Source organism: Streptomyces sp. NPDC042100, assembly GCF_055582325.1.
Genome location: NZ_JBVJDK010000001.1, coordinates 737,627 through 764,154, shown reverse-complemented (window position 1 = coordinate 764,154; position 26,528 = coordinate 737,627). Strand labels below are relative to the sequence as shown.

The window sequence follows — 26,528 nt, the reverse complement described above, 5'->3', positions numbered from 1 at the left end:
CAATGACGGCCATGCCCCCCACCCCCGAGCGCCCCGGCCTGCGTGAGCGCAAGAAGCTCAGAACCCGCGCCGCGATCCGCCGCGCCACCTTCCGGCTCGTCGTCGAGCAGGGGTACGAGGCCACCACCGTCGAGCAGATCGCGGCGGCGGCAGAGGTCTCGCCCTCGACCGTCGCCCGCTACTTCCCGGTGAAGGAGGACATCCTCCTCACCGACGACCAGGACGCCCTCCTCGAAGCCCGGCTGCGCGCCCGCCCGGCCGGCGAGGAGCCCCTGGAGTCGCTGCGGGCCGTCGTCCTCGACGCCGTCTCGGCCGCCCTCACCCACGAGCCGGAGGAGATCCGGCTGCGGGCCCGCCTGATGACCGAGATCCCCGCGATCCGCGCCCGGCTCACCGAGACCACCGCCGAGAGCGGCCGGCGGCTCTCCCGGGCCGTCGCCGAGCGCACCGGCCGCGCCCCCGACGACCTGGAGGTGCGGGTCTTCACCGCGGCCGTCCTCGGCGCCCTGCGCGAGGCCACCCTGCACTGGGCCGAGCACGGCCAGGGCGACGACCTCGTGCCGCTCCTCGACCGGACCGTCGACACCCTCAAGGCCGGCCTGACGCTCCGCCCGCCCGCCCCAGCGCGCCCCTGAGCACCTCGCCCGAGGCCGGGTTCTCCGCACAGCCCCACACCCCGTGCGGGCAGTAGTCGGTGAAGGTCTGGTAGACCGGCCGGTGCCGCGCGAACCAGTCGAGCATCCCCCGCACGTACGCCGGGTTGTCCCCGTTGCGGAACAGCCCCCACTCCGGGAACGACACCGGCTTGCCGCGCGCCGCCGCGAAGGCCGCGTGGTGCGCCAGCCCGTACGGCTCGGTCACCTGCTCCTCGAAGGACAGCCCGGCCGGCTGGTCGTACGCGTCCATCCCGATCACGTCCACGTACGCGTCCCCCGGGTAGCAGCGCGGCCAGGCGATCGCGTCCAGCCCCCGGCTCGGCGTGAAGTCGAAGCGGAAGCGCTGCCCCGGCACCTCCCGCAGCACCCCCACCACCCGGCGCCAGTACGCCTTCCAGGACTCCGGGTCGGGACCGCAGCGATGGCTGTACGTCGTTCCGTTCATCTCCCAGCCCAGCACCAGCACCGCGTCCGCCAGCCGGTACCGCACCAGCCGCTCCCCCAGCGTCCGGAAGTGCCCGTCGTACGCCCCGGCCGCCCCGCTCCGCAGCCCCGCCCGCACCTCCCCGTCGGCGAGACCGGCCTCGCTGCGGTCGAGCAGCGGCACGTTCAGCACGAACAGGCGCCCCGGCCGCTCCTCCTTCCAGCGCGCCCACGGCTCGAACAGCGCCGGATGGCCCTCGATGTTGGACCACCGGTCGCCCGGCAGATAGGTGTGGCCCACGCTCAGCGGCGCCCCGCCCAGCCAGCGCTCCACCCCGGCGATCCGCCGCACCCCGGCCTCGTCCGAGCCGGTGAAGAAGCCGGCCGGCACCCCCGGCGACGGCGGTGGCGGCACGGCCGGGTCCGCCGGAGCCGCCCGGCCGCCCGGCGCGAGCCCCCCGTGCGGCGGCAGAAGCGCGAAACAGGCCGCGAGCAGCAGCGTCAGCGCCACTCGCGGCCAGGAGGAGAGGGGAAGGCGCACGTCAGCTCGTCCAGAACTCCCACCAGCGGGTCAGGACCAGCATCCCGATGATCCCGATGTGCAGCACCGGCAGCGCGAACGTGAAGTCGCCCAGGAAGCCCCGCACGGCGGCCGGCGCGGGCAGCGACCCGTGCCGCACGTTGTGCGCGGTGACGTACCAGAACATCGTGATCGTCGCGCACCAGGCCAGACAGCACCACAGGCACAGCGAGTTGATCTCGTACAGCGACTGGTACATCAGCCAGGTGCAGAAGCCGACCCCGAACAGCATCCCGGCGTTGAGCCCGAGCCAGAACCAGCCCCGGTAGCGGGCGCCGGCCAGGATCCCGGCGCCCGCCGCGACGACCACGGCGTACGTGACGAGCCCCAGCATCGGGTTCGGGAAGCCGAACACCGCCGCCTGCTCGCTCTTCATGATGTTGCCGCACGAGACGACCGGGTTGAGGCTGCACCCCGGCTGGAAGCCCGGGTCCTCCAGGAGCTTGAACTTGTCGATCGTGATGACCCAGCCGGACAGCACACCGGCCGCGCCCGTCACGATCAGCATCCAGGCGAAGGCCCGGCTCGCGCCGGTCCCCGCTCCGCCCGTCCGCCCGTCCTCCTGCTGCTGCCGCTGACCCGGTACCGCTCCCCGTACGTTCACCGTCGCCATGACGCCGCCCCCCGTCCGCTCAGCCCTGGATCCGGCTGACCGGCACCGCGACGTGACCGGTGTTGCGCACGACGTCGTCGGCGGAGACGAATGCCTTCAGCCGGTCCTCGTCGACCGGGGCGCCCGGCTCCGCGTCCGGCCACGGCACGACCGGGACCTTCACGATGACGTGGCCCGTCTCGTACGCCGCCGCCTGCCAGTCCGCCGAGACGGGGACCTGGGCGTTCATGAACGGCAGCGTGAGCACCGCGCGCTCCGCCTCGACGAGCAGGTGGGCCCCGATCCCGCGCTCCTGGCCGGCGTCGACGACGATGTCGCCGATCGGCACGCCCATGCCCTCCAGGGTCTCCCGCAGCTCCGCCTCGCCGGCCTCGCGGCCGTGCAGGCCGTCGCCGACCGAGTACACCATCAGGAACGGGGTGGCGGGCATGTCGTCGGTGGGCCCGAGGGTCCACGAGATGACGCTGAGCGTTCCCATCGTGTGGGCGCTGTGCTCCGCGGAGAGGACGTTGGAAGTGGTCATGGTTCCGGATGCTAGGGGACGAACACCGGCCCCCCTGCGCCGAATTCACTCATTCGGCCGACATTCCAACCGACCGCATTTCCGGCGCAACGAACCGCGGTTTACATCGTTGTGCCCAGAGGGCATCAGCCGACCTCAGGAGATCGCACATGATCGTTCCGCGTCGTGCCGCTTTGCGGTCCCTCCTCGCGTTGGCCGTCACCGCTTTCACGGGCGGCGCACTGGCCAGGATCGCGGCGAGGGAACCGACCCGGCCCGCCCGCCCCGGCCCCGCGACCGCCGCCGGCCCCGCCGCGGCCCCCGCCTCATCCGCCGCCCTGTTCGACGAGATGTACGCCGGGCGGCGCATCCAGGGCCTCCCCGGTCCGGACGGCGAGCCGCTGGCCCTCGTCGACGGCCGGCCGCTGCACCTGATGCGGTGCGCCGACGGCGGCTTCGTCACCCCGATCGACCACTACGAGTCCTGTCCGACGCCGCTGGCGGCCGTCCGCGCGGCCGTGGACGGGCTGGGCACCGCCCGGCTGTCCCGGCTCGCCGCCGCCCACGGCGCCCACCCGGGAGGGAGCCCGCGTGGCGTACACGCGTAAGAACCAGCGCGACCTGACCAGCGCCGAGCGCAAGCGCTTCGTCTCCGCCGTCCTCGAACTCAAGCGGACCGGCGGATACGACGACTTCGTCCGCACCCACATCGACCACTACGTCGCCGACGGCGAGGGCAAGCGCCGCGAGGCGCACATGTGCCCGAGCTTCCTGCCCTGGCACCGCAGGTTCCTGCTGGAGTTCGAGCAGGCGCTGCGCCGGATCGACCCCTCGGTGACCGTGCCCTACTGGGACTGGACCCGCGACAACACGCCCGCCGCTTCCCTGTGGGGCGAGGACTTCATGGGCGGCAACGGGCGCCGGGGCGACCTCCAGGTGATGACCGGCCCCTTCGCGTACGCGGGCGGGCGCTGGACGGTCAAGCAGAACATGACCGAGGGCGCCTTCCTCACCCGGGACTTCGGGCGCCCCCGCGACCCGATCACGCTGCCGACGGCCGCACAGGTGGAGGAGGTCACCGGCGAGCGGGTGTACGACGTGTCGCCGTGGAACTCGACCAGCTCCTCCGGTTTCCGCAACGGGATGGAGGGCTGGGGCGGCGGCCAGGGCAACGCCCGCTACCGGCTGCACAACCGGGTGCACCGCTGGGTCGGCGGCCTGATGCTCGGCGGCGCCTCGGTCAACGACCCGGTGTTCTGGCTGCACCACTCCTTCGTGGACCTGCTCTGGTCGCGCTGGCAGCAGCGCAACCCGGGGGCCGGCTACCTCCCGAAGGACCCGCCGCCGCTGGGCGATCCGCAGTACCGCAAGGTGGTCTCGCTCAACGAGCGGCTCGGCCCGTGGAACGTGACCCCGGCGGAGCTGCTCGACCACAGCGGCATCTACCGCTACGCATGACGGAGTCCCCCCGGCCCATCGGGCCGGGGGGACTCCGTCGGGGCGGGGTTCAGCCGCCGTAGCCGCCCTCACCGTGGCCGCCGTCGACGTTCGCGCACTGGTTGCCGAAGGTCGGGTTCAGCAGGCCGATGACGCTGACGCTGTTGCCGCAGAGGTTGACCGGGACGTGGACCGGGACCTGGACGACGTTGCCGGAGGCGACACCGGGGGAGTGGGCGGCGACGGCCTCGGCGCCGGAGTCGGCGACGGCCATGCCGGCTCCGCTGAGGGCAACGGCACCCGTGCCGGCGAGGACAGCGGCGGCCTTCGCGATGCGAGACATGAAGAGCTCCTTGAACGTGGAAAGCGACCGCGAGAATCACGGTCACGTGGTTCTTCAACGGCGAAACGGCGTGCGGGTCACGGCCATTGCTCCGAATGGAGACCACAGGGGAGAAGACGGAGGAGATGGCCCGCGAATCACCCGTCCGCCCGCCGTCGGATTACGGCGGAAAGGACCGGGACCCGCGGGCCGCGGCCATGCGACAAGCCTTCCTCTGCAACGAGCGGTGACCCCTCGGGTGGCGGGAAGAATCGTGTCTTCACCCGCCTGGTCAACGCTCGTACAAAGGAACGCCGTCCGGCCGGCTACGGCGCCAGGCCGAGCTGGGGGTCCAGCGCGCCGTTCAGCGCGGGGGTGAGGACGCCGACCTCGGGGGCCTTGAGGCCCGGCAGGATCTCCCCGGGGCGGGGGGCGCCGAGCACGTTGCCCACGGTGGCGCCGGGGGTGACGGCGTTCATCTCGGACCGCGGGCTGGTGAGCTCGGCCGTGCCGGGCTCGCTGTCCCGCAGCACCTCGGGCAGCGGTGCGGCGATGTCGGTCCGCGACAGGGTGCTGTCGAGCGGGATGCGGGGCAGGGTGAGGTCCGGCAGGCTGCCGACACCCTGGTGGAAGCCGGTGGGCGCGCCCGGGACCGGCGTGGGGACACCGGTCTCCAGGGTGGGGGCGTCCATCGGGAGCACCGGCTCGAGCCCCTGGAGCGGGACCACCACGGGAGCGTCCGCGGCGGCGGGGGTCGCCAGGGCGGCGGAGGCGAAGGCGGTGGCCAGGAGGCCGAGAGCGGCGTGAGAGCGCAGATTCATGTCCTGCGAACGAGTCCGGGGCGGGGAACGTGACGAGATTCCCCTGAGTGCAGCAACGCCGGGGGCCCGCACCGGTGAGCGGTGCGGGCCCCGGTTGACCGGATGTCAGCCTTGGCTGCCGTACGGGCCGTTCAGTGGCGGCCGCGGACGAGCCGGCCGCCGCGCAGGTACATCACGCTGCCGCCGACGAGGAGCGCGGCGCTGATCGCGGCGGCGCCCATCAGCGCGGTGGAGTCGCTGCCGGTGTCGGGCAGGTGCGGCGGCTGGCCGGGCGGGGTGGTGGGGCCGCCGGGCTCGTCGGGGTTGGTCGGCGGCGGGGTCTCACCCCCGGGCGGGGTCGGGTGGCCGGGCGGGTTGGTGTGCCCGGGCGGGGTCGGGCCGCCCGGCGGCGGGGTGGTCGGGGTGCAGTCGGGCCCGGTCTGGCCGTCCTCGCAGTCGCCCGGCTCGTCGGGGTTGGTCGGCGGCGGGGTCTCGCCGCCCGGCTCGCAGTACGGCCCGGTGTGCCCGTCCTCGCACTCCCCCGGCTCGTCCGGGTTGGTGGGCGGCGGGGTCTCGCCGCCCGGGGTGCACCAGGGGCCCGTCTGGCCGTCCTCGCAGTCGCCCGGCTCGTCGGGGTTGGTGGGCGGCGGGGTGCTCGGCCCGCAGTCGGGCCCGGGGTGCCCGTACTCGCACTCCCCCGGCTCGTCCGGGTTGGTGGGCGGCGGGGTCTCGCCGCCGGGCGGGGTCGGGTGGTCGCCGGGCGGGGTCGGGTGGTCCCCCGGCGGCGTGGGGTGGTCGCCGGGCGGCGTCGGGTGGTCTCCCGGCGGGGTCGGGTGGTCGCCGGGCGGGTGCCCCTCGTCCCCGTAACCACCGGGTTCGTCGTCCCCGTAGCCCTCGGGGTCGTCGGCGGCCGACGTGACCGCCTTGGCGCACAGTTCGCTGACGGCCGCCCCCATCGCCCCGAGGTGCGCGTGGTCGCCGCAGACCTCGGCGGCGGCGGGCATCCGGGGGTGGCCGCCCGGACCGGGCGAGTCAGCCGCGGCGCCGGTGGAGTTCGCCATGAGGGCGAAGCCGCCGGTCAGCGAGAGAATGCCGGTCGCCGCCGCGGTGGTCAGCATTTTCCTGGTGATGATGGATCGCATACCGCTCTTCCTCTGGAAAGGGGAGACCGGCGAGGATCCCCCCTCGCTCCGACCGGCCCGGGTACCCCGCCGTGCGACGGCTTGGGGATGGCGAGAGCGTATGGAGCGGGCGCCGCGCAGGGGCGACCCCACGCGACGCGTGATCCGAAAATCATTCAATCGGACTCAAAAGGGAGACACGGGAAGGCCCCGGCGGGGAAGGTCCGCCAGGGCCGGGTACCGCGAGGGACTTTGACAGTCCGTCAGCCCGCGAGTCCGCCGAGCGGGACGCCGCCGAGCAGGGAGCCGGCGCCGCCCTTGCCGACCTGGTTGAGCTGGCCCGCGGTCTCGGTCACCTTCTGGACGGGCGAGCCGTCCGTGGTGCTGCTGAGCGCGTCGGACTTCAGGCCCTCACCGGTGAGCGATCCGAGGCCGCCGTCCAGGCTGGTGGGAACCGCGGCCATCGCGGGCGCGGCGATACCCAGGGCCATGACGGAACCGGCGATGACCGCGGCCACCTTGGTGGGCTTCATGAATAGGGTCCTTCCTTCTGGCGTGCACGTGTCGGCGCAGGCAACTGGCCTGCCGCACAGGCTTCTTGGGAGATTCCCGTGCGTCTTTCTGCCTCTGTAACGAGGCGTGCGCCCGCCGGAAACTCCAGGAGGGGGGAATTCTCGACACTGCACCCGAATGATGCGGGCCGGTGCGATCTACCGATGGAATGACCCGCGAGCGGCCGTGCCCGCCCGGGAATCCCGGGCGGGCACGGCCTCGTGGCGGACGGTCAGCCCACCGGGAGCGGCGGCTTGACCGGCAGGGCGCCGGTGACGCCGGTGACGCCGGTGTCGCCGGTGTCGACAGGTGGCTTCACGGGCGCCTCGACCGGCAGTCCGGGCGCGGCCAGGCTCGGCAGCGCGGGCAGCCCCGCCAGGTCCGGGGCGGGCAGGCCGCTGCCGAGGACGGTCGCCACGGCCAGGTTGACCAGCGAGGTCAGGGTCGAGGTGACCTGCGGGACGACCTTGCCGGCGTCACCCGAGGTGACGGCGGCGAGCAGGCCGGCCACCGCCGTCTGGACACCCGCGAGCGCGTCGGCGACGACGTCGGCGGGCGCCGCGGCCCGGACCCCGGCCGCGACGGGCAGCCCGGCCGGCGTACCCACGGCGGGCAGCCCGGCGGGCGGGGCGACGGCGGGAAGTCCGGCGGCGGGCGGGGCGACGGCCGGGAGGCCGGCGGCCGGGGTCGGCACGGCCGGGAGGCCGGCGGCCGGGGTCGGGGCCGCGGGCGGGTCCACCGCGGGGGTCCCGGGGACCGGGACCTCGGGGACCGGGGCCGGGGCGGCCCCCTTCGCCGCGTCCACGGCGGTGTCGATCTTCTTCTTGAGCGTGTCCGCGTCGGCGGCGGGCAACTGCCCGTCGTCGGCCTTGAGCGCCGCGGTGATCAGCTCGGTGACCGGGGTGCTCACGGAACCGAGGTCGCCGAGGGCTTCGGCCTGGGCGAGGAGGGCGGCGGCGTCGGGGAGGGGTGCCCTGCTGCCGGCGTGGGTGGCCGGACGGGCGGGAGTGGCTTCGTCGGCGAGGGCGGGTCCCGCCGTGCCGAGGGTGAGAGCGGCGGATATCGCCAGGACGGTGAGGCGGGGTACTGCGTGGGGACGCATATGTGTTCCTTTTCCTTATGCGTCGGACAACTGCCCCCTCACCGTGCCTGCGGGTATAGCGGTACGCAACCGCAGAACTACTGAGCGCCACGTCTCCGTTCGAGTGAATCCAGCCTCCGACCTGCCCCTCCCAGGGGCGTACGCCGTTGCACCGGACGGCGCACGGGGGTGCGTCCGAACGAGTCACCACCCAGTGAGCAGACGGCGAAAGGCCGGCGCGCCACCCCTGGCGGGGGTGGCGCGCCGGCCTCGGAAGGACCACGATCCGGCGTGCGAGATCAGGCGTTGATGCAGGTGTTGCCGAACGACGGGTTCAGGGCGCCGATCACGTTGACGGTGTTGCCGCAGATGTTGACCGGGACGTGGACCGGGACCTGCACGACGTTGCCGGACAGGACGCCCGGGGAACCGATGGCCGCGGCCTCTGCACCGGCGTCGGCGGCGGCGACACCGGCGGTGCCGGCGACGGCGGCGGCGGCACCGAGGGACAGGACGACGGCCTTCGCGATACGGGACATGAAGAGGATCTCCTCGATCGATGGGAAGCGACGGGTTCCACGCGGGCTGATCTGCCTGCGAGGTCGGCGCGGACGGTTCAGCCCGGCTCCTTCAACAACGGCCCGGGAATTCATCGGTTGCTCTCCCGAACGGGTGACGTTCAACCGATCTTTGGGCCATAGGAGGGTCATTCGAGTGACCGCGCCTGGAAAGGGGCAACACGCTCAACGAGGAACCGGCCGGAAGGATACGGAAGTTAGCGTTTGTGAGCATCTAATGCTTACTATCGCCCGCCGTGGGGGTTATAACGTTCCCGAACGTTGCTTCCGGTCCCGTCACGCGTTCTTGCATTTTGCGCGGACGACACCTTCCTCTCTCCCGGTCTACACGGGTCTTCCCTTCCTTCTCTCATCAAAGTGGAGAACCTGTATGCGGAATTCAGCGGTTCATGCCGTACGCCGGGGCGTGCTCTGCGCCGTGTCGTGCGCGGCCCTCTCCGCCGCGCTCCCGGCCGCATCCGCCGTCGCCCCTCCCCCCTCGGAAGCCACCCGACTCCCCTTCGCGCCGAGGTACCAGGCCGTGCTGCACGGCGGCATCGTCCGTGCCGCGAACGCCTCGGCCAAGGGGACGCTGGGCACCGAGTCCGTCAACGACGACGCCACGATGGGGTACGTGGACGTCGACGACGACGCCAACACCTACAACTCCAGCAGCGCCGAGCTGCGCGTCCCCGACGGCGCCCGGGTCACCTGGGCCCGTCTCTACTGGGGCGGCAACCTGCGCGTCGGCGAGCAGAAACCCCCCAAGGACAACGGGCGGGTGCTGATCGCCGAGCCCGGCGGCGACTACAAGGCGCTGCTCGCCGACACCGCCACCGGTCACCGGACCGGCGACGGCGCCGACGCCTTCCAGGCCAGCGCCGACGTCACCGAACTCGTCCGCTCGGCCCGCTCGGGGCTGTGGACCGTCGCCCAGGTCAACGTCGCCATGGGCCGCTCGGCCGTCGGCGGCTGGGGCGGCTGGACGCTGGTCGCCGCGTACGAGAAGGCCGACGAGCCGCTGCGCCGACTGGCCGTATGGGACGGTTTCGAAACGCTCGGTCCGAAGAACCGCGAGCTGGGAATCCCGGTCGGCCTCGGCAAGGACCGCATTCCCGAGGGAGCCGACGGCTCGCTCGGACTTGTCGCCTATGACGGCGACCGAGGGACTTCCGGGGATTACCTCGCGGTGGAATCCGAACGGGCTAAGACCGTCCGGCGGAGCAGGCTCTCCGATTCCGCGAATTCCGCGGACGACGTGATGAACTCCAGCATCACGGAATCGGGAACAAGTCGGATGGAACGACTGCCCGCTCATCAGAACACCCTGGGGTACGACTCCGACGTCTTCGATCTGCGGGGGGCGCTGCGCCATGGGGCCGATCGTTTCCACATCCGCGTCGGCACCCGGACGGACACCGTCTGGCTCGGCGCGCTCTTCCTCCAGGCGCGGGTCGAACGGGCCGGCGCCCGGCGCTGACGTGCTGCACGCGGTCCAGCCGGGCGACGGCGGGGTCGCCCGGGTCGTCACCGACCTGGTCCGCGCCCAGCGGGCGGACGGGCTGCGGGTCGCCGTGGCCTGCCCGCCCGGCACCGAACTCGCCGCGGCCGTAGAGGCCGAGGGCGCCGACACGTACGCCTGGCGCGCGGGCCGGGACCCCGGTCCCGGGACCCTGCGCGAGACCCGGGAGCTCGGCCGGCTGCTCCGTACCGCGCGCCCGGCGCTCGTCCACGCGCACAGCGCCAAGGCCGGGCTGTGCGCCCGGCTCGCGCTGCGCGGACGGGTTCCGACGGTGTATCAGCCGCACGCCTGGTCCTTCGAGGCGGTCGAGGGGACGACCGAGGCGCTCGCCCGCCGCTGGGAGCGCTGGGCCGCCCGCTGGACCGACCGGATCGTCTGCGTGAGCGAGGCGGAGCGGCGCACCGGCGAGGCGGCCGGGGTGCGGGCCTCCTGGGCGGTGATCCACAACGGGGTGGACGCCGTGCGCTTCGCGCCCGCCGAGCCGGAGCCCGGTCCGGGCGCGGACGGGACGGCCGGGCCGCTCGTCGTCTGCGTGGGGCGGCTGTGCCGGCAGAAGGGGCAGGACGTGCTGCTGGCCGCCTGGCCCGCCGTGCTCGACACCGTGCCCGGCGCCCGGCTCGTCCTGGTCGGCGAGGGCCCCGACGGGGAGGCCCTGCGGGCCGCCGCCGGGCCCTCGGTGCGCTTCGCCGGCGCCGTGGCCGACACCGCCCCCTGGTACCGGGAGGCCGACCTCGTCGTGCTGCCGTCCCGCTGGGAGGGCATGGCGCTCGCGCCCCTGGAGGCGATGGCGAGCGGGCGGCCGGTGGTCGTCGGCGACGTGGACGGGGCGCGGGAGAGCCTGCCGCCCGGTCACGAGGAGACCTGTCTGGTCCCGCCCGGGGACCCGGCCGCCCTCGCCGCCGCGCTCGGCCGCCTCCTCGGCGATCCCGGGCTGCGGCGCTCGCTGGGCCGGGAGGCCCGCGAGCACGTACTCAGCAGATTCGATGTGCGGCGCACCGGCGCGGCCGTCGCGGAGCTCTACCGCGAACTGGCCGGAGTGCGGTGCACGCAGCACAGAGAGCCGATTGCGCAGTGACTACCGAAAGCACCAGCCTTCCCTCCTCGCCGGGCTCCTGGCCCTCGGCGGGCTCCTTCGCGGGCCTCGGCTCCCTGGCGCCGCCGCGCGGCGGCGCCGACCGGGTCACGCTGCCGCCGCGGCGCCCGGCCCGCCGGCGGTCCACCGCCGTGCCGCTGCTGGCGGCCGACGCGGTCGCCGTCCTGCTCGCGGTCTGCGCGCTGTCCGTGGCGCACCGCCGCTGGGAGCTCTCGCTGCTGGTCGTCGGCCTCGTCGTGCTGCTCGACGGCCGGGCCGGGCTCTACCGCCCGGCCGCCCCGCTCACCGGGCCCCTGGACGAACTGCCCGCGCTGGCCTCCCGCGCCGGGGTCGCCTGGTGCGTGACGGCCGCCGCGGTCGCCGCGTACGCCCCGGCGCTGGCGATCGGCCCGCTGCGGCTGTGCGGGGCGTACGCCGCGCACCTGGCGGCCGTCGTGACGGTGCGCGGCCTCGTGCACGCCCGGCGCCGGCGGACGGTCCGGGCGCACCCCCGGTCGGCGCTGGTGGTCGGGGCGCCCGCGGCGGCCCGGCGGTTCGCCGCGGCGCTCGCGCAGCACCCGGAGTACGGCATCCGGCCGGTGGGCCTGGTGGCCGGGCGGACGGACGGCGAGCGGGGGCTGCCGGTGCTCACCGGCACCGAGGAGATCCACCGGGCGGTCATCCAGAACACCGTCCGCGACGCCGTCTTCCTCACCCCGGACGACGGCCTGGTGACGCTCTTCCAGCAGTACGGCTGCATCACCTGGCGGGTCGGCGGCGAGCCGCGCCCCGGCGCCATGGGCGACCACCTGTACGGCTACGGCAGCCACCGTCTGGTGCCGGTCGGGGAGCGGCGCGGGCTGACCGCGAAGCGGGCCCTGGACGTGGCGCTGGCCGCCCCGGCGCTCGCGGTCGCGCTGCCGGTGCTGCTGCTGTGCGCGCTGGCGGTGCGGCTCGCGGACGGGCCCGGGGTGCTGTTCCGGCAGGAGCGGGTGGGCCAGAACGGGCGCCTGTTCACGCTGCTGAAGTTCCGTACGCTGCGCCCGGCCGACGAGACGGAGTCGGCGACCCGGTGGAGCGTCGCCGACGACCGCCGGATGAGCGCCGCCGGGCACTTCCTGCGCAAGACCTCGCTGGACGAGCTGCCGCAGCTGTGGAACGTGCTGCGCGGCGACATGAGCCTGGTCGGGCCGAGGCCCGAACGGCCCTTCTTCGTGGCCCAGTTCAGCCGGGTGCACGCGGGCTACGCGGCCCGGCACCGGATGCCGGTGGGGCTCACCGGTCTGGCCCAGGTGCACGGACTGCGCGGCGACACCTCGATCGAGGACCGCTGCCGCTTCGACAACCACTACATCGACCACTGGTCGCTCTGGCAGGACGTGTGCATTCTGCTGCGCACGGCGGCCGGGCTCGTGCGACCGACGGGGAGCTGACGATGGCGACGGCCGTTTCGCTGCCGGGGACCGGCGGCCGGACCTCCCCGGCCGCCCCCGGGGTACGGGAGTGGGCGCGCCGGGCCGGGGCCCTGTCGCCGGTGCTCGCGGTGATCGCCCTGCTGCTCGTGCCGGGCGGCGGGGGTGGCGCGCAGGGCGGGACCGGCGGCACGGGCACGGTCGCCGACGCGGCTTCCGGGCTGCTGGTGCTGATCTGCCTGGTGCGGGTGGTGCGTTCGGGGGCCCGGCCGCTGAGCCGGGCGGCGGCGGTCGTGCTGGGGCTGCCGGTGCTCGGCATCTGCCTGGCCGCGATCACCTCCAACGACCCGGGCGCCAGCCTGCCGGGCGTGGCCCGCTACGTACAGATCTTCGTGCTCGTCCCGGCCGCCGTGCTGCTGCTGATCCGCGACCGGCGCGACTTCGCGGTGGTGGCGTGGGCGCTGGTCGCGCTGGCGCTGCTGGAGGGCGGGGTGGGCGTCGTGCAGTTCCTGACCGGCACCGGCGCCTCCTACCAGGGCGCGGACATCCGCGCGGTCGGCACCTTCGGGGCGACCGACGTGATGGGGATGGCGACCGTCGTCGCGTACGGGCTGGTCATCGCGACCGGGCTCGCGCTGGGCGGCACGGCGGGCCGGGCCCGTACGGCCGCCCTGGTCTGCGCCGGGCTGCTGTTCGTGCCGCTGGTGCTCTCCTTCAGCCGGGGCGCCTGGATCGCGACCGTGCTGACCGTGGCCGTCCAGCTCCTCCTGTCGGGGATCCGGCGGGCCGGGCGGGTGGCGCTGGTGGCGGGCGCGCTGGGCGTGGTCCTGGTGGGCGGGCTCGGCATCGGCTCGGACATGGTCAAGGAGCGGGTCACCAGCATCACGCAGGTCGCCGGGGCGCCGGACCAGTCGGTGACGGACCGGTACACGATGTGGGCCGCGGCGGGCCGGATGTGGCGCGCCGAGCCGCTGACCGGCGTGGGCCTCAAGGGCTTCCCCGCGTACCGCGACTCGAACGCCTCGCTGGCGCTGTCCTCGGGCAGCGACACGGCGGGCGCCGGCGCCGTCTTCCAGCGGCAGCCGCTGCTGTCGCCGCACAACATGTACCTGCTGGTCCTCAGCGAGCAGGGCCTGATCGGACTGCTCGCCCTCGCGGGCAGCTGGGCCGCGCTGCTGGTGGCGGCGCTGCGGCGGCGGCGCCGGGGCGCGGACTGCGCGCTGGTCGCCGTCGGGCTGCTGGCCTGGCAGCTCATCGACTTCTTCTACGCGGACATCGGCGGCCCCTCGACGGTCCTGATGTCGGTCGTCCTCGGCCTGGCCGCCTGGTGGTCGCTGGCGGAGGTGCGCCGTGCGTGACCCGTGGTCCGGCCCGCCGGACCCGACGGACACCGCCCCGGTCCCGCCCGCCCCGCTCTCGGGCGCGCGGGACCGGGGCACGCCCGCGAGCGGACGCCCGGGCGCCCCGGCGGGCCCGGCGGGCGGCGGCGCGGACCCGTGGACGGCCGGTCCGCCGGAGGACGCGCTGTGCGTGCCGCCGCCGGACGGGCCCAGGCCCGGGGACGGGCGGGGCGAGCGGGGCACGCGGGGCACGCGGGACGCGGCCGGACCCCTCGGGGGTCCGACGGCGTCCGGCGTGCCCGGCGGTCCCGGCGTGCCCGGCTCCCCCGTCGTCGACCCCTGGAGCGCCGCCGGTTCGGTCGAGGACACGCTGGACCTGCTCTGCGGGCTGCCGCCGGGGCGCGGGCACGGGGCGTGGGCCCTGGCCGGGGCGCCGGGCGCGCACGCCGCGGCGGTCGCCGGGCGGGCGGCCCGCGCGGCCGGAAGCCCCGCGCACCGGGGCGCCGCCGCGAGGACCGGGCGCCGGGCGGGGCACGAGACGGCACCGGCGGCGGAGCACGAGGGCCGTCCGTCGCTGCTGGGCGGGCGCCCGCTGGCCGGCGGCGCCCGCCCCCTGGAGTCCGCCGCGCGGCCGGTGCCGCCGCCCTCCGCCGAGCAGGGCTGGCGGCCGCAGGAGGCTCCCTCCCCCGCCGCGGCCTCCGGCGCCCGCGCCACGACCGGCACCGGCCGGCACGCGCGCCGGAAGGGCGGCCGCCCGGCCGCCGCCGGCTCCGGGCGCTTCCTGCTGCGGGCCGCGTTCGTGACGGCCGCGCTCACCGCCGTCGGCGCCGTGCTCGGACTCGTACGGGACCAGATCCTGGCCCGGTACTTCGGCGCGGGCGCGGAGACCGACGCGTTCCTGGTCGCGTGGACGGTGCCGGAGTTCGCCTCGACGCTGCTCATCGAGGACGCGATGGCGCTGATCCTCGTACCGGCGTTCTCCCGCGCGCTGGCCCGCCGTCCGGGCAGCCTGTTCGGGGACCCGGTGCGGGCCCTCGTCCGGGCCACGCTGCCGCGCCTGGTGCTCTCCGTGGCCGTGGTCTCCGCCGTGCTCGTGGCCGCCGCGCCGCTGCTGGTGTCCGCGCTGGCGCCGGGCCTGCCGGACCCGCGGCTCGCCGTCGACTGCACGCGCCTGACGGCGACCTGCGTGCTCTCCTTCGCGCTCGCCGGCTACTGCTCGGCCGCGCTGCGCGCGCACGGCTCCTTCCTGCCGCCGGCCGCGATCTACGTGGCGTACAACATCGGCATCATCGGCACCATCCTGGTGCTCCGGGAGCCCTTCGGGGTGCGGGCCGCCGCGGCCGGGGTCGCCGTCGGCGGCTTCCTGATGGTGCTGGTGCAGGCGCCCTCGCTGGTCCGGGAGCTGCGCAGCCGCCCCGTACCGAAGGAGGAGCCCACGCCCGTACCCGCCGGGGACGGGCGGCTGCTGGTGCTCGGGGTGATCGCGCCGGTCGTCGTCTTCGCGCTGACCCGCCAGTCGCAGATCCTCATCGAGCGCTTCCTGGCCTCGCCGCTCCCGGCGGGCGCCATCTCGCATCTGAACTACGCGCAGAAGATCGCGCAGATGCCGATGATCCTCTCCCTGATGCTGTGCACGGTCAGCTTCCCGGTCGTCGCCCGCGCCCTGGCGGCGGGCGAGGCGGAGGCGGCCCGGCGCCGGGTCGAGCGGGACCTGCTGCTCGCCTCGGTCGTGGTCCTGGTCGGCGCCTCCACCGTGATCGCCGCCGCCCCGCAGATCGTCGAGATCCTCTTCCAGCGCGGCGCGTTCGACGCCTCCGACACGGCCTCGACCGCCGCCGTGATGCGGGTGTACGCGCTCGGGCTGCTCGGCCAGACCATGGTCGGCGCCCTGGTCCGCTGCTACTTCTCCGCCGCCCGCCCGCTCTGGTACCCGGCCGCCGCGATGGGCGCCGGGCTCGCGGTGACCGGGCTCGCCGGGACCGTCCTCGCCCACCTGTGGGGCGCGGTCGGCATCGCCGGCGCCAACGCGCTCGGCATCACCGTGACCGCCGTGATGCTGCTGCTCGGCGCGCACCGCCAGTCCGTCCCGATCGACGTGCCACGCCTCGGCGAGGGCCTGCTGCGGCTCACCACCGCGGGCGCCTGGGCCACCGGCGCCGGCTGGCTGTGCGCCGTCCTGATCGGGTCGCCGGTGCTCGCCGTCGCCGTCGCCGCGCTCGTCGTCGTCGGCGTGTTCCTGCTGTTCGTCGCGTGCGCCGCCAAGGCGCCCGAGATTCCGCCCCTCCCCCGATCCGCCTGCCGAAGGACCCCCCATGCCCGCCGTCGCACTGCGTCGACTGCTGCCGAAGCCACCCCTGTGGGTGGCGATGTACCACTCGATCGCGGACAGCCCCGATGATCCGTACCAGGTGACGGTCTCGCCCGTGCGGTTCGCCCGGCAACTGCACTGGCTGGGCGACCGGGGGCTGCGCGGGGTCTCCGTGCGGGAGCTGCTCGCCGCCGCCGCCGAGGGGCGCGCCCGAGGCCTGGTGGGGCTGACCTTCGACGACGGCTACGCCGACTTCCTGGAATCGGCGGTGCCGCTGCTGCGCCGGCACGGCTTCACCGCGACCGTGTACGTGCTGCCGGGGCGGCTCGGCGGCGACAACGCCTGGGACGAACGGGGCCCGCGCAAGCCGCTGCTCGACGAGGACGGCATCCGGCGGGCCGCGGCCGCCGGCATGGAGATCGGCTCGCACGGCCTGCGCCACGTGGACCTGGTCGCGCTCGCCGACACGGCCGCCGGTCCCGGCGAGGCGGGTGCCGTCGCCGAGGCCGCGCTGCTCGCCGAGACCCGGCACAGCCGCGAGCTCATCGAGGACATCACCGGCGATCCGGTGGACGGCTTCTGCTATCCGTACGGGAAGGCCGACACCAGGGTGGTGCGCGCCGTCCGCGAGGCCGGCTACCGCTACGCCTGCGCCATCGACCCGGGCCCGCTGTCCGGCGTCCTCGCGCTGCCGCGGGTGCACGTAGGCGAGGCCGACACCTCCTGGCGGCTGACCGCGAAGCGGCTGCTGCACCCGCTGCGGCGCAGGCGGCCGGCCGGTCTGGTGCCCGCGCAGGGCGGCCCGGCCCCGGCGCTGCTGTCGTGAGCGCGGGGGCCCGCGCCGACCTGAGGGTGCTGCACGTGATCACCGGTCTGGGCATCGGCGGCGCCGAGCAGCAGCTGCGGCTGCTGCTGCGCCATCTGCCGGTCCAGGGCCGGGTGGTGACGCTGACCAATCCGGGGGCGGTGGCCGAGGGGATCGAGGCCGACGGCACCCCGGTGACGCACCTCGGGATGACCGGCAACCGGGACCTCGGCGCGCTGCCCCGGCTCGCCCGGCTCATCCGGCAGGGCGGCTACGACCTCGTGCACACCCACCTCTACCGGGCCTGCGTGTACGGCCGGGCCGCCGCGCGGCTCGCCGGGGTCCGCCCGGTCATCGCGACCGAGCACTCGCTGGGCGAGGCGCAGATCGAGGGGCGCCCGCTGTCGGCCGGGACCCGGGCCCTGTACCTGGCGTCCGAGCGGCTCGGCACCTCCACGGTCGCCGTCTCGCCGAGCGTCGCCCGGCGGCTGGCGGACTGGGGCGTGGCCCCGGCCCGGATCCGGGTGGTCCCGAACGGCATCGAGTCGGACCGCTTCGCCTTCGACCCGCGCGCGCGGGCCCTGACCCGGGCGGCGCTCGGGCTGCCCGCCGACGCGTTCGTGGTGGGCGGGGTCGGGCGGCTGGCGCCCGGCAAGCGCTTCGACCGGCTGGTGCGGGCGGTGGCCTCGGTGCCGGAGGCGCGGCTGCTGCTGGTCGGCGAGGGCGAGCGGCGGGCCGAGCTGCTGCGGCTGGCCGAGGAGTGCGGGGCCGCCGACCGGGTGCTGCTCGCCGGGGCGTTCCCTGACCCGCCGGCCGGTCCGGCGGGCGGGCGGCCCGATCTGCCCTCGCTGCTGGCGGCGATGGACGTGTTCGTGTCCACCTCCCCCGACGAGACCTTCGGACTCGCGGTCGTCGAGGCGCTGGCGGCGGGGCTGCCGGTGCGGTACGTGGCCTGTCCCGCGGTCGACGACCTGCCGGCGGACGCGGCGCCCGGCGCCCGCCGGATCGGCGCGTCCGTGCCCGAGCTGATCGGCGCGCTGCGCGAGCTGCGCGCCGCCGGGGCGGAGCGGCTGCCGCAGCCCGAGGCCGCCCGCCACTACGACATCGCGCACAGCGCCCGGAAGTTGCTGTCCCTCTACGACCAGGCCGTCCACGGCACCCCTCTTCCCGTGAAGTGAGAGCTGAGCACCATGACCACGAAGACCACGAACCCGCCACGTCCCGCGTTCCTCACCCCCGCCCGCTGGATGGTGCTGCCGGCCGCCGTGCTCGCCGGCGCGGCCCTCGGCGGCGGCTACGGCGCCCTGAAGTCCCCGCAGTACGCGGCGACCAGCTACGTCATCGTCGTCCCCGCCGAGAAGTCCGACCCTGCGTCGGCGCTCGGCTTCGCCCAGGCGTACGGGCGGGTCGCCACCGACATCGCGGTGACGGGCGACGCGCAGGTGTGGGCGGGGGTGTCCGCGGACACGCTGCGCGCGAGCGTGCAGGCGGCGACCTCGCCGGACGCGCCGATGATCTCGATCACGGCCCGCTCGGCGAAGCCCGCCCAGGCCGTGTCGATGGCCGACGGGGTGGCCCGCGCGCTGGTCCTGGACAGCTCGCACGTCGCCTCCAACACAGGCGTGAAGGTCGTGCAGTTCTCGCGCGCGACCAAGCCGGTGTCGCCGGTGTCCCCGTCGGCTCCGCTGTCGGCGCTGGTCGGCGCGTGTGCGGGCGGGCTGCTCGGCGGGCTGGTGCTGCTGGTCCGGCCGAAGCGGGCCGCGCGGGCGGAGGCGCGCCACTCGCGGCAGGGCGCCTCGGTGCCGGGTCCCGCGGTGGCGCAGCAGCCGGAACCGGAGGCGGTGTGAGCGGCAGATCCCTGTCCGCCGAGGTCTGCCGGGACGCGGCGGAGTTCGGCCGGCTCGGCCCCGAGTGGGCCGCCCTGTACGCCCGTTGCGCGACGGCGACGCCGTTCCAGTCGCACGCCTGGCTGCACTCCTGGTGGCTCTCGTACGGGCGGCCGGGGGCGCTGCGGGTGGTGCTGGTGCGGCGGGCGGACGGCACGCTGGTCGCGGCGGCACCGCTGATGCGGGCCCCGGGGCCGCTGCCGGTGCTGACCCAGCTCGGCGGCACGATCACCGACTTCACGGACGTGCTGCTCGACGACGCCTGCCCGGACGCGGTGCCGGCCCTCGCGGCGGCGCTGGCGGGCGCGGCCCGCGGCGGCCTGATCGACCTGCGCGAGGTCCGGCCGGGCGCGGCGGCGGAGCGGGTCTTCGACGCGTGGCGCGGCCCCCGGCGGCGGCTGGCGGACTCGCTGTGCCTGGAGCTGCCCGCCGTACCGATGGAGGCCCTGCTGGAACGCATCCCGTCGGGCAAGGCCCAGCGGGTGCGGGCGAAGCTGCGGAAGCTGGACGCGCTCGGCATCGACGAGCACATCGTGGCGGCGCCGGAGGTCCCGGCGGCGCTGGAGCGGCTGCTGACGCTGCACCAGCTCCAGTGGCGGGGGCGGGGGGTGACCGTGGAGCACACCAGCGAGCGGTTCGCCCAGCACCTGGCGCGGGCGGTGCGGCCGATGGTGGAGTGCGGGGACGCGATGGTCACCGAGTTCCGGCTGGCCGGGGACGTGGTGGCGGCCGACCTGACCCTGATGTCGCGGCGGCTCGCGGGCGGCTACCTGTACGGCGCGGACCCGGCGCTGCGGGCGCGCAAGGTGGACGTGGCGACGATGCTGCTGCGGCACGGCGCGCGGGAGACCAGCGCGAGCGGCCGGGCGACGCTGAGCATGCTGCGCGGCACCGAGCCGTACAAGCACCACTGGCGTCCCGAGACCGTGCCCAACCAGCGGCTCATGCTGGGCGTACGGAGCGCGGCGCCGCTGCTGTGGCTGCGCGCGGGCGCGGCGGCGGGGCGGCGCTGGGCGGCCGGGCAGGCGCGGGAGCGGGAGTGGCTGGGGCGGGCGCTGGGCCGGCTGCCCGGCCGGGCGCCGCACGGTGGCGGAGGATGAGCTCCACCGCCGTGCGGCGCCCGCGGCCGCGGGCAGGGGTCAGAAGGGCCAGACCCCCTTCAGCGCGCCCTTCCAGTCGACACCGAGCCCGTTGGCCCAGCCACCGGTCCCGGACACGGACTCCTTCACGGTTTCCTTCACGGACTCCTTCACGGACTCCTTCACCGTGTCCTTCCAAGACTCCTTCCAGGAGTCCTTGGGGACGCAGACCGGCCCGCCGATCCAGCTCTCGACCCATGAACCGAGGTTCACGGTCCAGCAGTTGGGCTTCGGCTCGGGCTTGGGCTCGGGCTTCGGTTCCGGCTTGGGCTCCGGCTTCGGCTCGGGCTTCGGCTCGGGCTTCGGTTCCGGCTTCGGCTCGGGCTTGGGGATCGGGACCGTCGGGTCCGTCGGCTCGACCGGGTCCGTCGGCTTGGTCGGCACCGTGGGGTCCGTGGGCTTGGTCGGGTCGGTCGGCTTGGTCGGGTCGGTCGGCTTCGTCGGCACCGTGGGCTTGGTCGGCACGGTCGGCTTCGTCGGCACGGTCGGCTTCGTCGGCACCGTGGGCTTCGTCGGCACGGTCGGCTTCGTCGGCACCGTGGGCTTCGTCGGCACCGTCGGGTCCGTGGGCTCGGTCGGCTCGGTCGGATCCGTGGGCTCGGTCGGCTCCGTCGGCTCCGTCGGCTCCGTCGGCTCCGTCGGCTCCGTCGGCTCCGTCGGCTCCGTCGGCTCCGTCGGCTCGGTCGGGACCTGGGGCTCGACCCCGTACAGCGCCTGCCGGAACACCTGCGACGACTTCGGATTGTCGTCGCACTGCCAGACGCCGTGCGGGCAGTAATCGGTGATCGTGTGATAAAGCGGCTTGTGCTGCCTCATCCATTCGAGCATCCGCCTCATGTACTCGGGGTTGTCTCCGTTCCGGAACAGACCCCATTCCGGATAGGAGATCCGCTTTCCGTGCTGGGCAGCGAAATCGACCTGCGCCTGCAGCCCGTAGGGCTCGCTGACGTGCTGCTCGAAAGTCGAATTCGCCGGCTGGTCGTACGAGTCCATGCCGATGATGTCGACGACGTCGTCACCCGGGTAGCACTCGGTCCACGGAACGGCGTCCCGGCCCCGGCTGGGGTTGAAGTCGAAGCGGAAGGTCTGCCCCGGCACGGAGCGCATCGCGGTGACGATGCGGGTCCAGTACTTCTTCCAGGACGTCGGGTCGGGCCCGCACCGGCTGGTGTACGTCGTGCCGTTCATCTCCCAGCCGAGGACGACGACGGTGTCCGGGACCCCCAGGTCCACCAGCTTCTCGGCCAGCTTCCGGAAGTGGTGGTCGTAGTACCCCGCCGCGCCCAACTGCAGCTGGCGGCGCACCTCGTAGTCGGAGACCCCGGCCTCGTTGCGCTCCAGCATCGGCACGTTGAGGACGAACAGGCGGTCGGTGCGCTGGTTGCGCCAGTCCGCCCAGGCGTCCAGGAAGCCGGTCGGGCCCTCGATGTTCGACCAGAGGTCGCCGGGGAGGTAGGTGTGCCCGACCCGGAGCTCGTGGCCCCCGAGCCAGCGCTCCAGCTGGGCGATCCGGGCCACCCCGGTCGGACCCGACGCCAGGAAGGCGCCCATGGCGCCCGACAGAGTCGGTTGGGGGTCCCGGGTCGTTACGGATTCGGCGGCGCGAGCGGGGGACGACAGCACGACAGAACCTGAGGCGAGGAGACCGGCGGTGAACACCCCCAACCACGCTCTCGAAGCCCGACTCTTTCGGTTCGCCATGGCAGGTCCTTCTTCCTCACGCCGTTTGATGGTCCGTCAGTCTGATACTCCGAAAGTATTCCTAATGAGCCGACCGAGAACTCGGCTTGGATCTGATCAATAGTCCATTAGAGGATTCTTCATCCCCCAGTTGGGGCACCCCGAGACGAAGGACATGCCGTGCCGAGTTTTGACAGCCGCGTCCCCGCGGTCCTTGTGCGGCTCGACCCGAACCCTTTTCATCACGGCACGCTCGGCGCGGCGCGGTCCCTGGGACGGGCGGGCATCCCGGTCCACGCGGTGGTCGAGTCGCTCACCAGTCCGGTCGTCCGGTCCCGCTATCTGCACGGCGCCCACGCCCGCCCCGCCGAGCCGTCCCCCGCCGAACTGACCCGGCTGCTGCTGCGGATCGCGGACCGGCTGCCCGGCGCTCCCGAGCACCCCGCCGTCCTGGTGCCCCTCGACGACATCACCGCCCTGTCGCTCGCCGAGTGCCGCCCCGAGCTCGCCGGCCGCTATCTGCTGCCCGACCAGTCGCCGGAACAGCTGACCAGGGTCGCCGACAAGGCCCAGCTCGCCGAGACCTGCCGGGCCCTGTCGCTCCCCCACCCCCGTACCGAACTGCCCTCCAGCGCCGACGAGGCCGCCGCCATGGCCTGGTCGCTGGGGCTGCCGGTGATCGCCAAGTGGAGCCGCCCCTGGCTGCTGCCGCCCGGCGGCGGGCTGCGCAGCACCACGATCGTCGGCTCGCTCGCCGAGGTAAGGGAGCTGTACGCGCGCACCCCGCAGGCCGGCAGCCGGCTGCTGCTCCAGGAGCTGCTGCCGGCCGGCCGCGACCTCGACTGGTTCTTCCACGGGTACGTGGACTCCGCCGGCGGCTGCGCGACCGGGGCGACCGGCCGCAAGGAGCGCTCCTGGCCCGACGGGGCCGGGCTCACCGCCGTCGGCCGCTGGAGCGCGAACCCGGCCGTGGACACGATGGCCCGCGACCTGCTGGCCGCGCTCGGCTACCGGGGCGTGTGCGACCTGGACTTCCGGCTCGACCGGGCGACCGGCGCCTACCACCTGCTGGACTTCAACCCGCGGCCGGGCGCCCAGTTCCGGCTCTTCGCGGACCGGGACGGGCTCGACGTGGTCCGCGCGATGCACCTCGACCTCACCGGGCGGGCGGTCCCGGCGCACACCCCCGCGTTCGGGCGCCGCTTCGTCGTCGAGAACTACGCGACCCTGTCCGTCCTCGCCTCGCCGCGCCGCCGGTACGCGGCCGAGCCCGGCGCCTCCCGGCCGCGCGGCGAGCGGATCGAGACGGCCTGGTTCGCGGGTGACGACCTCGCGCCGGCCTTCGCGATGCTGCGGGCCTGGCTCTCCCACACCCTGCGCAAGGGCCTGCTGTCGCTGCGCCGGAACCTGCGGGCCGGACGCGTCCGTCGCCCGGCCGACGAACTGTCGTCCCCGCCGCCGTCGCGCACCCGGTCCGGCCAGATGACCCAGCACTGAGCGGACACCGGCGTCCCGACCCCCGCCCCCTCCCCGTACCACCCCTCATTTCCCACCCTCTCTCCCTCTCTCCCCCTATCTCCCTCTCCCTCTCACGGAACGACGAAGGCGGAACACAGACGATGTACGACCTGGTGATTGTGGGCGCGGGACCCTACGGTCTGTCCGTGGCCGCCCACGCGGCGGCGCACGGGCTGAACCTGCGCGTCTTCGGGCGCCCGATGGAGTCCTGGCACGCCATGCCCTCCGCGATGTTCCTCAAGTCCGAGCCGTGGGCCTCGCACCTCTCCGACCCCAGGGGCGCGTACGGGCTCGACGCCTATGCGGCCACCCAGGGCGTCCGCGCCGAGCACGGGGTGCCGCTGCCGGTCGGCTTCTTCGCCGCGTACGGCGACTGGTTCGCCCGCCAGGCGGTGCCGGAGCTGGACGAGCGGCTGATCTCGCGCGTCGCGCCCGGCCCGGACGGGGTGGGCTTCGAGCTGACGGCGGAGGACGGCGAGACGCTCCGGGCGCGCACGGTCGCGCTGGCCGTCGGCGTGCTCCCCTTCATGGAGGTGCCGGGCCCGCTGCGCGGACTGCCCCGCCGGTACGTGACCCACTCCAGCCACCACGGCGAGCTCGACGCCTTCGCCGGCCGGGACGTCACCGTGATCGGCGCCGGGCAGGCGGCCCTGGAGACGGCCGCGATCCTCACCGAACAGGGCGCCGCGGTCCGCATCCTGGCCCGCTCGGACCGGCTGAACTGGAACACCGTGCCGCCCGCCCTGGACCGGGGCGCCTGGCGGTCGCTGCGCGCGCCGCACACGGGGCTCGGCTGCGGCTGGCAGAACCGGCTGTACGCGGACACCCCGGGGATCTTCCGGCGGCTGCCCGCCGCCACCCGCGAGCGGATCTTCGACTCGGCGCTCGGCCCGGCCGGCGCCTGGTGGCTGCGCGAGCGGTTCGCGGCCGTCGGGGACGTACGGCTCGGGCAGCGGGTGACGGCGGCGACGGTGACGGCGGACGAGCGGCTGCGGCTCGACGTGGCGGGCCCGGACGGGACCGGCTCGGTGGAGACGGACCACGTCATCGCGGCGACCGGCTTCGTGCCGAGCCTGGACCGGGCGGACGTGCTCGCCCCCGCGCTGCGGGACGGGCTGCGCCGGGTCGGGCCGGGCGGGGCGCCCGAGGTGGGGGCCCAGTTCGAGTCCTCCATGCCGGGCCTGTTCCTGGCCGGACTGCTGACGGCCCCCTCGTACGGGCCCTCGATGCGCTTCGTGTTCGGCGCGGGCTACACGGCGGGCCGGCTGGTCAAGGGGGTGCGCCAGCGGCTGCGGGCGGGCGGCGGCCGGGTGGGCCGGCCGCGCTCGGGCGAGGAGCGGGCGGTGGCCGCGTCCCGCTGACAGACGAGGGCCGGCCCCGGGGAACGTGGTGGACACTCCCCGGGGCCGGCCCCTTGCCGTACCCGAACGTCAGGCGTTGATGCAGGTGTTGAACGCGGCCGGGTTCAGCAGGCCGATGACGTTCACGCTGTTGCCGCAGACGTTGATCGGAACGTGGACCGGGACCTGGACCACGTTGCCCGAGAGGACGCCCGGCGAACCGACGGCGATACCCTCGGCACCGGCGTCGGCCATCGCCGGGGTAGCGGCGCCCAGGGCCATGATCAGACCGGCGACGACGGCGGCAGCCTTCTTACACTTCATTTCGTCTGGATCCTTTCCTACGGCGAAGACGGTTCTCCGCTGCACACTCCCCCAACGAATCCACCGAGAAAAGGAAACCGACGCGGCGCCGCACTCCCGCGATTCACTCCAACGCTTCCCCCGAATGCGCGCATTCGGGTGGCCGGGTGTCCGGGTGTTCAATGCGGCCAGATCGGCGTCCGGGTGAGCCGTTCCCATTCGCGGTCGGGGACTCCCGGCACCGCCCGCCCGGCCTGCGTCCACTGCCTGGCCAGCGAGGAGTAGAGCGGGAAGGGTTCCCGGTCGGCCGGCTGCGGGTCGGCCACATATCGGCTCTTCGGAATGAAGGCCATCCGCTCCCATTTCCCGGGTTCGGGCGCCATAATCGCTCCTTCCGGTGTGGTCCCGGAATCATGGCACAGCCTCCGCAGCGGAGTGATTCGTCCTGTCCATGTCGCGTCGCGTACCTGTGTGCGAATGCGTCCGATTTAACGTTTCGCCATGAAATTCCCCCGCCCAGGACGCCTCGTGCTCCTGTCCACGGCCCTGGTCGCGCTCGCCACCGGTTCGCTGGCGCTGGCCCCCTCCGACCTGCCCTCCCCCAAGTACGGCCTCAACCTGCTCGTGGTGGGCACCGACGTCCGCGCGGGCGTGACCGCCCAGGAGAGGGAGAAGTACCGGCTCGGCAGCGCCGAGTGCGCCTGCACCGACGTGATCATGCTGGTCCACGTCTCCGCGAAGAACGACCGGGTGAGCGTGGTGAGCCTGCCGCGCGACTCGCTCACCACCTTCCCGGCCGGCCACGTGGACCGGCGCACCGGCGAGGAGCACGACGCCCACCTCGCCAAGATCAACCACGCCTGGTCGGAGGGCGGACCGGGCCTCGCGATCGAGATCGCCGAGGCCACCACCGGGGTCCCCGTGCACCGCTACCTGGAGATCGACTTCCGGCGCTTCATGGACACCGTGAACCACTTCGACAAGGGCGTCCCCGTCTGTACGAAGACCCGGCTCAAGGACCCCGTGACCGGCATCGACCTGCGCGCCGGCACCACCCCGCTGCGCGGCGGACCGGCGCTCCAGTACGTCCGCTCCCGGCGCGCCGACGGCAAGATGGACTTCGGGCGCATCCAGAAGCAGCAGCTCTTCGTGGCGAACACCCTGCGTAACGTCCGGGACGGGCTGCTGCGCGACCCGAAGGCGCTGCGGGCCCTGGCGGCGGCCCTGCGGGGCACGGCGAAGGCCGAGCGCGGGATCTCGGTGCCGGAGCTGGTGACGCTCGCGGGCCGGCTGCGGAACGTCACCCCGGCCCGTACCCAGTTCGCGACGGTGCCGATCGCCGGGTTCAACGAGGACATCGAGGACGTGGGCTCCACCCTGGCCTGGGACGACGACCAGGCGGCCGAGGTGTTCGGCGCCCTGCGCACCGACCGCCCGCTCCCGAAGCCGCACCCGAGGCCGACGAGCGACATCCCGCAGGGGCTGGGCGACTACCGGCCGGTGACGGGCGACAAACTGCTCTGCAAGTGAGCGGAGAGGGGGCCCGCGCCCCCTCGCCC

The 26,528-nt window shown here is 74.6% G+C and carries 26 protein-coding genes and 1 pseudogene; 15 read left to right on the top strand and 12 right to left on the bottom strand.

The features are described from left to right. Positions 1-2 precede the first annotated feature (2 nt). Positions 3-635 (top strand): TetR/AcrR family transcriptional regulator, encoded by a 633-nt coding sequence (locus ACZ6J5_RS03675; RefSeq protein ID WP_469387198.1) that lies wholly within the window; start codon positions 3-5, stop codon positions 633-635. Here the strand turns inward: ACZ6J5_RS03675 and ACZ6J5_RS03670 are convergent. The 3 genes from ACZ6J5_RS03670 to ACZ6J5_RS03660 are packed head-to-tail and all read right to left on the bottom strand — an operon-like array spanning position 589 to position 2,795. Next, positions 589-1,620 (bottom strand): glycoside hydrolase family 26 protein, encoded by a 1,032-nt coding sequence (locus tag ACZ6J5_RS03670; protein ID WP_469387196.1) that lies wholly within the window; start codon positions 1,618-1,620, stop codon positions 589-591. The genes ACZ6J5_RS03675 and ACZ6J5_RS03670 overlap by 47 nt on opposite strands. A gap of 1 nt (position 1,621) precedes the next feature. Continuing rightward, entirely contained in the window at positions 1,622-2,272 is a 651-nt protein-coding gene (locus tag ACZ6J5_RS03665) for a vitamin K epoxide reductase family protein (RefSeq protein ID WP_469387194.1), read from the bottom strand. Between the two features lie 19 nt (positions 2,273-2,291). Continuing rightward, a complete protein-coding gene (locus ACZ6J5_RS03660) occupies positions 2,292-2,795 on the bottom strand; it encodes a DUF5949 family protein (RefSeq protein ID WP_469387192.1) in 504 nt (167 codons plus the stop codon). Positions 2,796-2,944: 149 nt separating this feature from the next. Between ACZ6J5_RS03660 and ACZ6J5_RS03655 the strand changes: the two genes are divergently transcribed. Together ACZ6J5_RS03655 and ACZ6J5_RS03650 are read left to right on the top strand one after the other, a co-directional pair. Continuing rightward, complete coding sequence (locus ACZ6J5_RS03655; RefSeq protein ID WP_469387190.1) at positions 2,945-3,382, top strand: tyrosinase family oxidase copper chaperone; 438 nt, start codon at positions 2,945-2,947, stop codon at positions 3,380-3,382. Further along, positions 3,366-4,232, top strand: coding sequence for a tyrosinase family protein (locus ACZ6J5_RS03650; protein WP_469387188.1), 867 nt, complete (start codon positions 3,366-3,368; stop codon positions 4,230-4,232). The genes ACZ6J5_RS03655 and ACZ6J5_RS03650 overlap by 17 nt, the downstream gene beginning before the upstream one ends. 49 nt (positions 4,233-4,281) lie before the next feature. Here the strand turns inward: ACZ6J5_RS03650 and ACZ6J5_RS03645 are convergent, their stop codons facing one another. From ACZ6J5_RS03645 to ACZ6J5_RS03620, 6 genes are all read right to left on the bottom strand, one after another. Continuing rightward, positions 4,282-4,554: a chaplin gene (locus tag ACZ6J5_RS03645; protein ID WP_362472906.1), complete on the bottom strand. Its 273-nt coding sequence runs from the start codon at positions 4,552-4,554 to the stop codon at positions 4,282-4,284. A 305-nt stretch (positions 4,555-4,859) separates the two neighbouring features. Further along, positions 4,860-5,354 carry a hypothetical protein gene (locus tag ACZ6J5_RS03640; RefSeq protein ID WP_469387185.1) on the bottom strand — a complete coding sequence of 165 codons (495 nt, stop codon included), beginning with the start codon at positions 5,352-5,354 and terminating at the stop codon, positions 4,860-4,862. A gap of 131 nt (positions 5,355-5,485) precedes the next feature. Beyond that, positions 5,486-6,475 (bottom strand): LPXTG cell wall anchor domain-containing protein, encoded by a 990-nt coding sequence (locus ACZ6J5_RS03635; RefSeq protein ID WP_469387184.1) that lies wholly within the window; start codon positions 6,473-6,475, stop codon positions 5,486-5,488. Positions 6,476-6,717: 242 nt separating this feature from the next. Beyond that, positions 6,718-6,987: a hypothetical protein gene (locus ACZ6J5_RS03630; RefSeq protein ID WP_469387182.1), complete on the bottom strand. Its 270-nt coding sequence runs from the start codon at positions 6,985-6,987 to the stop codon at positions 6,718-6,720. A 251-nt stretch (positions 6,988-7,238) separates the two neighbouring features. Further along, positions 7,239-8,108, bottom strand: a complete 870-nt coding sequence (locus ACZ6J5_RS03625; protein WP_469387180.1) for a hypothetical protein — start codon at positions 8,106-8,108, stop codon at positions 7,239-7,241. A 278-nt stretch (positions 8,109-8,386) separates the two neighbouring features. Beyond that, positions 8,387-8,626, bottom strand: a complete 240-nt coding sequence (locus ACZ6J5_RS03620; protein ID WP_469387178.1) for a chaplin — start codon at positions 8,624-8,626, stop codon at positions 8,387-8,389. A gap of 409 nt (positions 8,627-9,035) precedes the next feature. On the opposite strand from ACZ6J5_RS03620, the gene ACZ6J5_RS03615 reads away from it, so the two are divergent. The 9 genes from ACZ6J5_RS03615 to ACZ6J5_RS03575 all read left to right on the top strand — a co-directional run bounded on the left by ACZ6J5_RS03615 (position 9,036) and on the right by ACZ6J5_RS03575 (position 20,089). Beyond that, entirely contained in the window at positions 9,036-10,124 is a 1,089-nt protein-coding gene (locus tag ACZ6J5_RS03615; RefSeq protein ID WP_469387176.1) for a DUF3344 domain-containing protein, read from the top strand. Further along, positions 10,018-11,241 (top strand): glycosyltransferase, encoded by a 1,224-nt coding sequence (locus ACZ6J5_RS03610; RefSeq protein ID WP_469387174.1) that lies wholly within the window; start codon positions 10,018-10,020, stop codon positions 11,239-11,241. The genes ACZ6J5_RS03615 and ACZ6J5_RS03610 overlap by 107 nt, the downstream gene beginning before the upstream one ends. Further along, positions 11,238-12,671, top strand: coding sequence for a sugar transferase (locus ACZ6J5_RS03605; RefSeq protein ID WP_469387172.1), 1,434 nt, complete (start codon positions 11,238-11,240; stop codon positions 12,669-12,671). Before ACZ6J5_RS03610 ends, ACZ6J5_RS03605 begins: the two co-directional genes overlap by 4 nt. Before the next feature lie 2 nt (positions 12,672-12,673). Beyond that, a complete protein-coding gene (locus ACZ6J5_RS03600; RefSeq protein ID WP_469387170.1) occupies positions 12,674-14,008 on the top strand; it encodes an O-antigen ligase family protein in 1,335 nt (444 codons plus the stop codon). A gap of 616 nt (positions 14,009-14,624) precedes the next feature. After that, positions 14,625-16,388: a murein biosynthesis integral membrane protein MurJ gene (murJ, locus tag ACZ6J5_RS03595; protein WP_469387443.1), complete on the top strand. Its 1,764-nt coding sequence runs from the start codon at positions 14,625-14,627 to the stop codon at positions 16,386-16,388. Further along, positions 16,303-17,124: a polysaccharide deacetylase family protein gene (locus ACZ6J5_RS03590; protein WP_469387169.1), complete on the top strand. Its 822-nt coding sequence runs from the start codon at positions 16,303-16,305 to the stop codon at positions 17,122-17,124. The genes murJ and ACZ6J5_RS03590 overlap by 86 nt, the downstream gene beginning before the upstream one ends. A gap of 20 nt (positions 17,125-17,144) precedes the next feature. Beyond that, the gene (locus tag ACZ6J5_RS03585) at positions 17,145-18,281 is read left to right on the top strand and encodes a glycosyltransferase (protein ID WP_469387441.1); all 1,137 of its coding nucleotides are present in this window, start codon (positions 17,145-17,147) and stop codon (positions 18,279-18,281) included. Positions 18,282-18,293: 12 nt separating this feature from the next. Then, a complete protein-coding gene (locus ACZ6J5_RS03580) occupies positions 18,294-18,950 on the top strand; it encodes a YveK family protein (RefSeq protein WP_469387167.1) in 657 nt (218 codons plus the stop codon). Continuing rightward, entirely contained in the window at positions 18,947-20,089 is a 1,143-nt protein-coding gene (locus ACZ6J5_RS03575) for a GNAT family N-acetyltransferase (RefSeq protein WP_469387165.1), read from the top strand. Before ACZ6J5_RS03580 ends, ACZ6J5_RS03575 begins: the two co-directional genes overlap by 4 nt. Positions 20,090-20,713: 624 nt before the next feature. On the opposite strand, the pseudogene ACZ6J5_RS03570 reads toward ACZ6J5_RS03575, so the two are convergent. Beyond that, positions 20,714-21,829, bottom strand: a pseudogene (locus ACZ6J5_RS03570) (glycoside hydrolase family 26 protein); the annotation flags it as partial. A 159-nt stretch (positions 21,830-21,988) separates the two neighbouring features. Here ACZ6J5_RS03570 and ACZ6J5_RS03565 point away from each other — a divergent pair. Both ACZ6J5_RS03565 and ACZ6J5_RS03560 read left to right on the top strand, forming a co-directional pair. Further along, positions 21,989-23,305: a carboxylate--amine ligase gene (locus ACZ6J5_RS03565; RefSeq protein ID WP_469387163.1), complete on the top strand. Its 1,317-nt coding sequence runs from the start codon at positions 21,989-21,991 to the stop codon at positions 23,303-23,305. 122 nt (positions 23,306-23,427) lie between these two features. Then, entirely contained in the window at positions 23,428-24,687 is a 1,260-nt protein-coding gene (locus tag ACZ6J5_RS03560) for an FAD-dependent oxidoreductase (protein ID WP_469387161.1), read from the top strand. Positions 24,688-24,756: 69 nt separating this feature from the next. On the opposite strand, the gene ACZ6J5_RS03555 is transcribed toward ACZ6J5_RS03560, so the two are convergent. Together ACZ6J5_RS03555 and ACZ6J5_RS03550 are read right to left on the bottom strand one after the other, a co-directional pair. Continuing rightward, on the bottom strand, positions 24,757-24,990 hold the full coding sequence (locus ACZ6J5_RS03555) for a chaplin (protein ID WP_469387159.1): 234 nt from the start codon (positions 24,988-24,990) through the stop codon (positions 24,757-24,759). A 158-nt stretch (positions 24,991-25,148) separates the two neighbouring features. Next, positions 25,149-25,352, bottom strand: coding sequence for a hypothetical protein (locus ACZ6J5_RS03550; RefSeq protein WP_469387157.1), 204 nt, complete (start codon positions 25,350-25,352; stop codon positions 25,149-25,151). A gap of 118 nt (positions 25,353-25,470) precedes the next feature. Between ACZ6J5_RS03550 and ACZ6J5_RS03545 the strand changes: the two genes are divergently transcribed. Next, the gene (locus tag ACZ6J5_RS03545) at positions 25,471-26,499 is read left to right on the top strand and encodes an LCP family protein (protein ID WP_469387155.1); all 1,029 of its coding nucleotides are present in this window, start codon (positions 25,471-25,473) and stop codon (positions 26,497-26,499) included. The last annotated feature ends 29 nt before the right edge of the window (positions 26,500-26,528 follow it).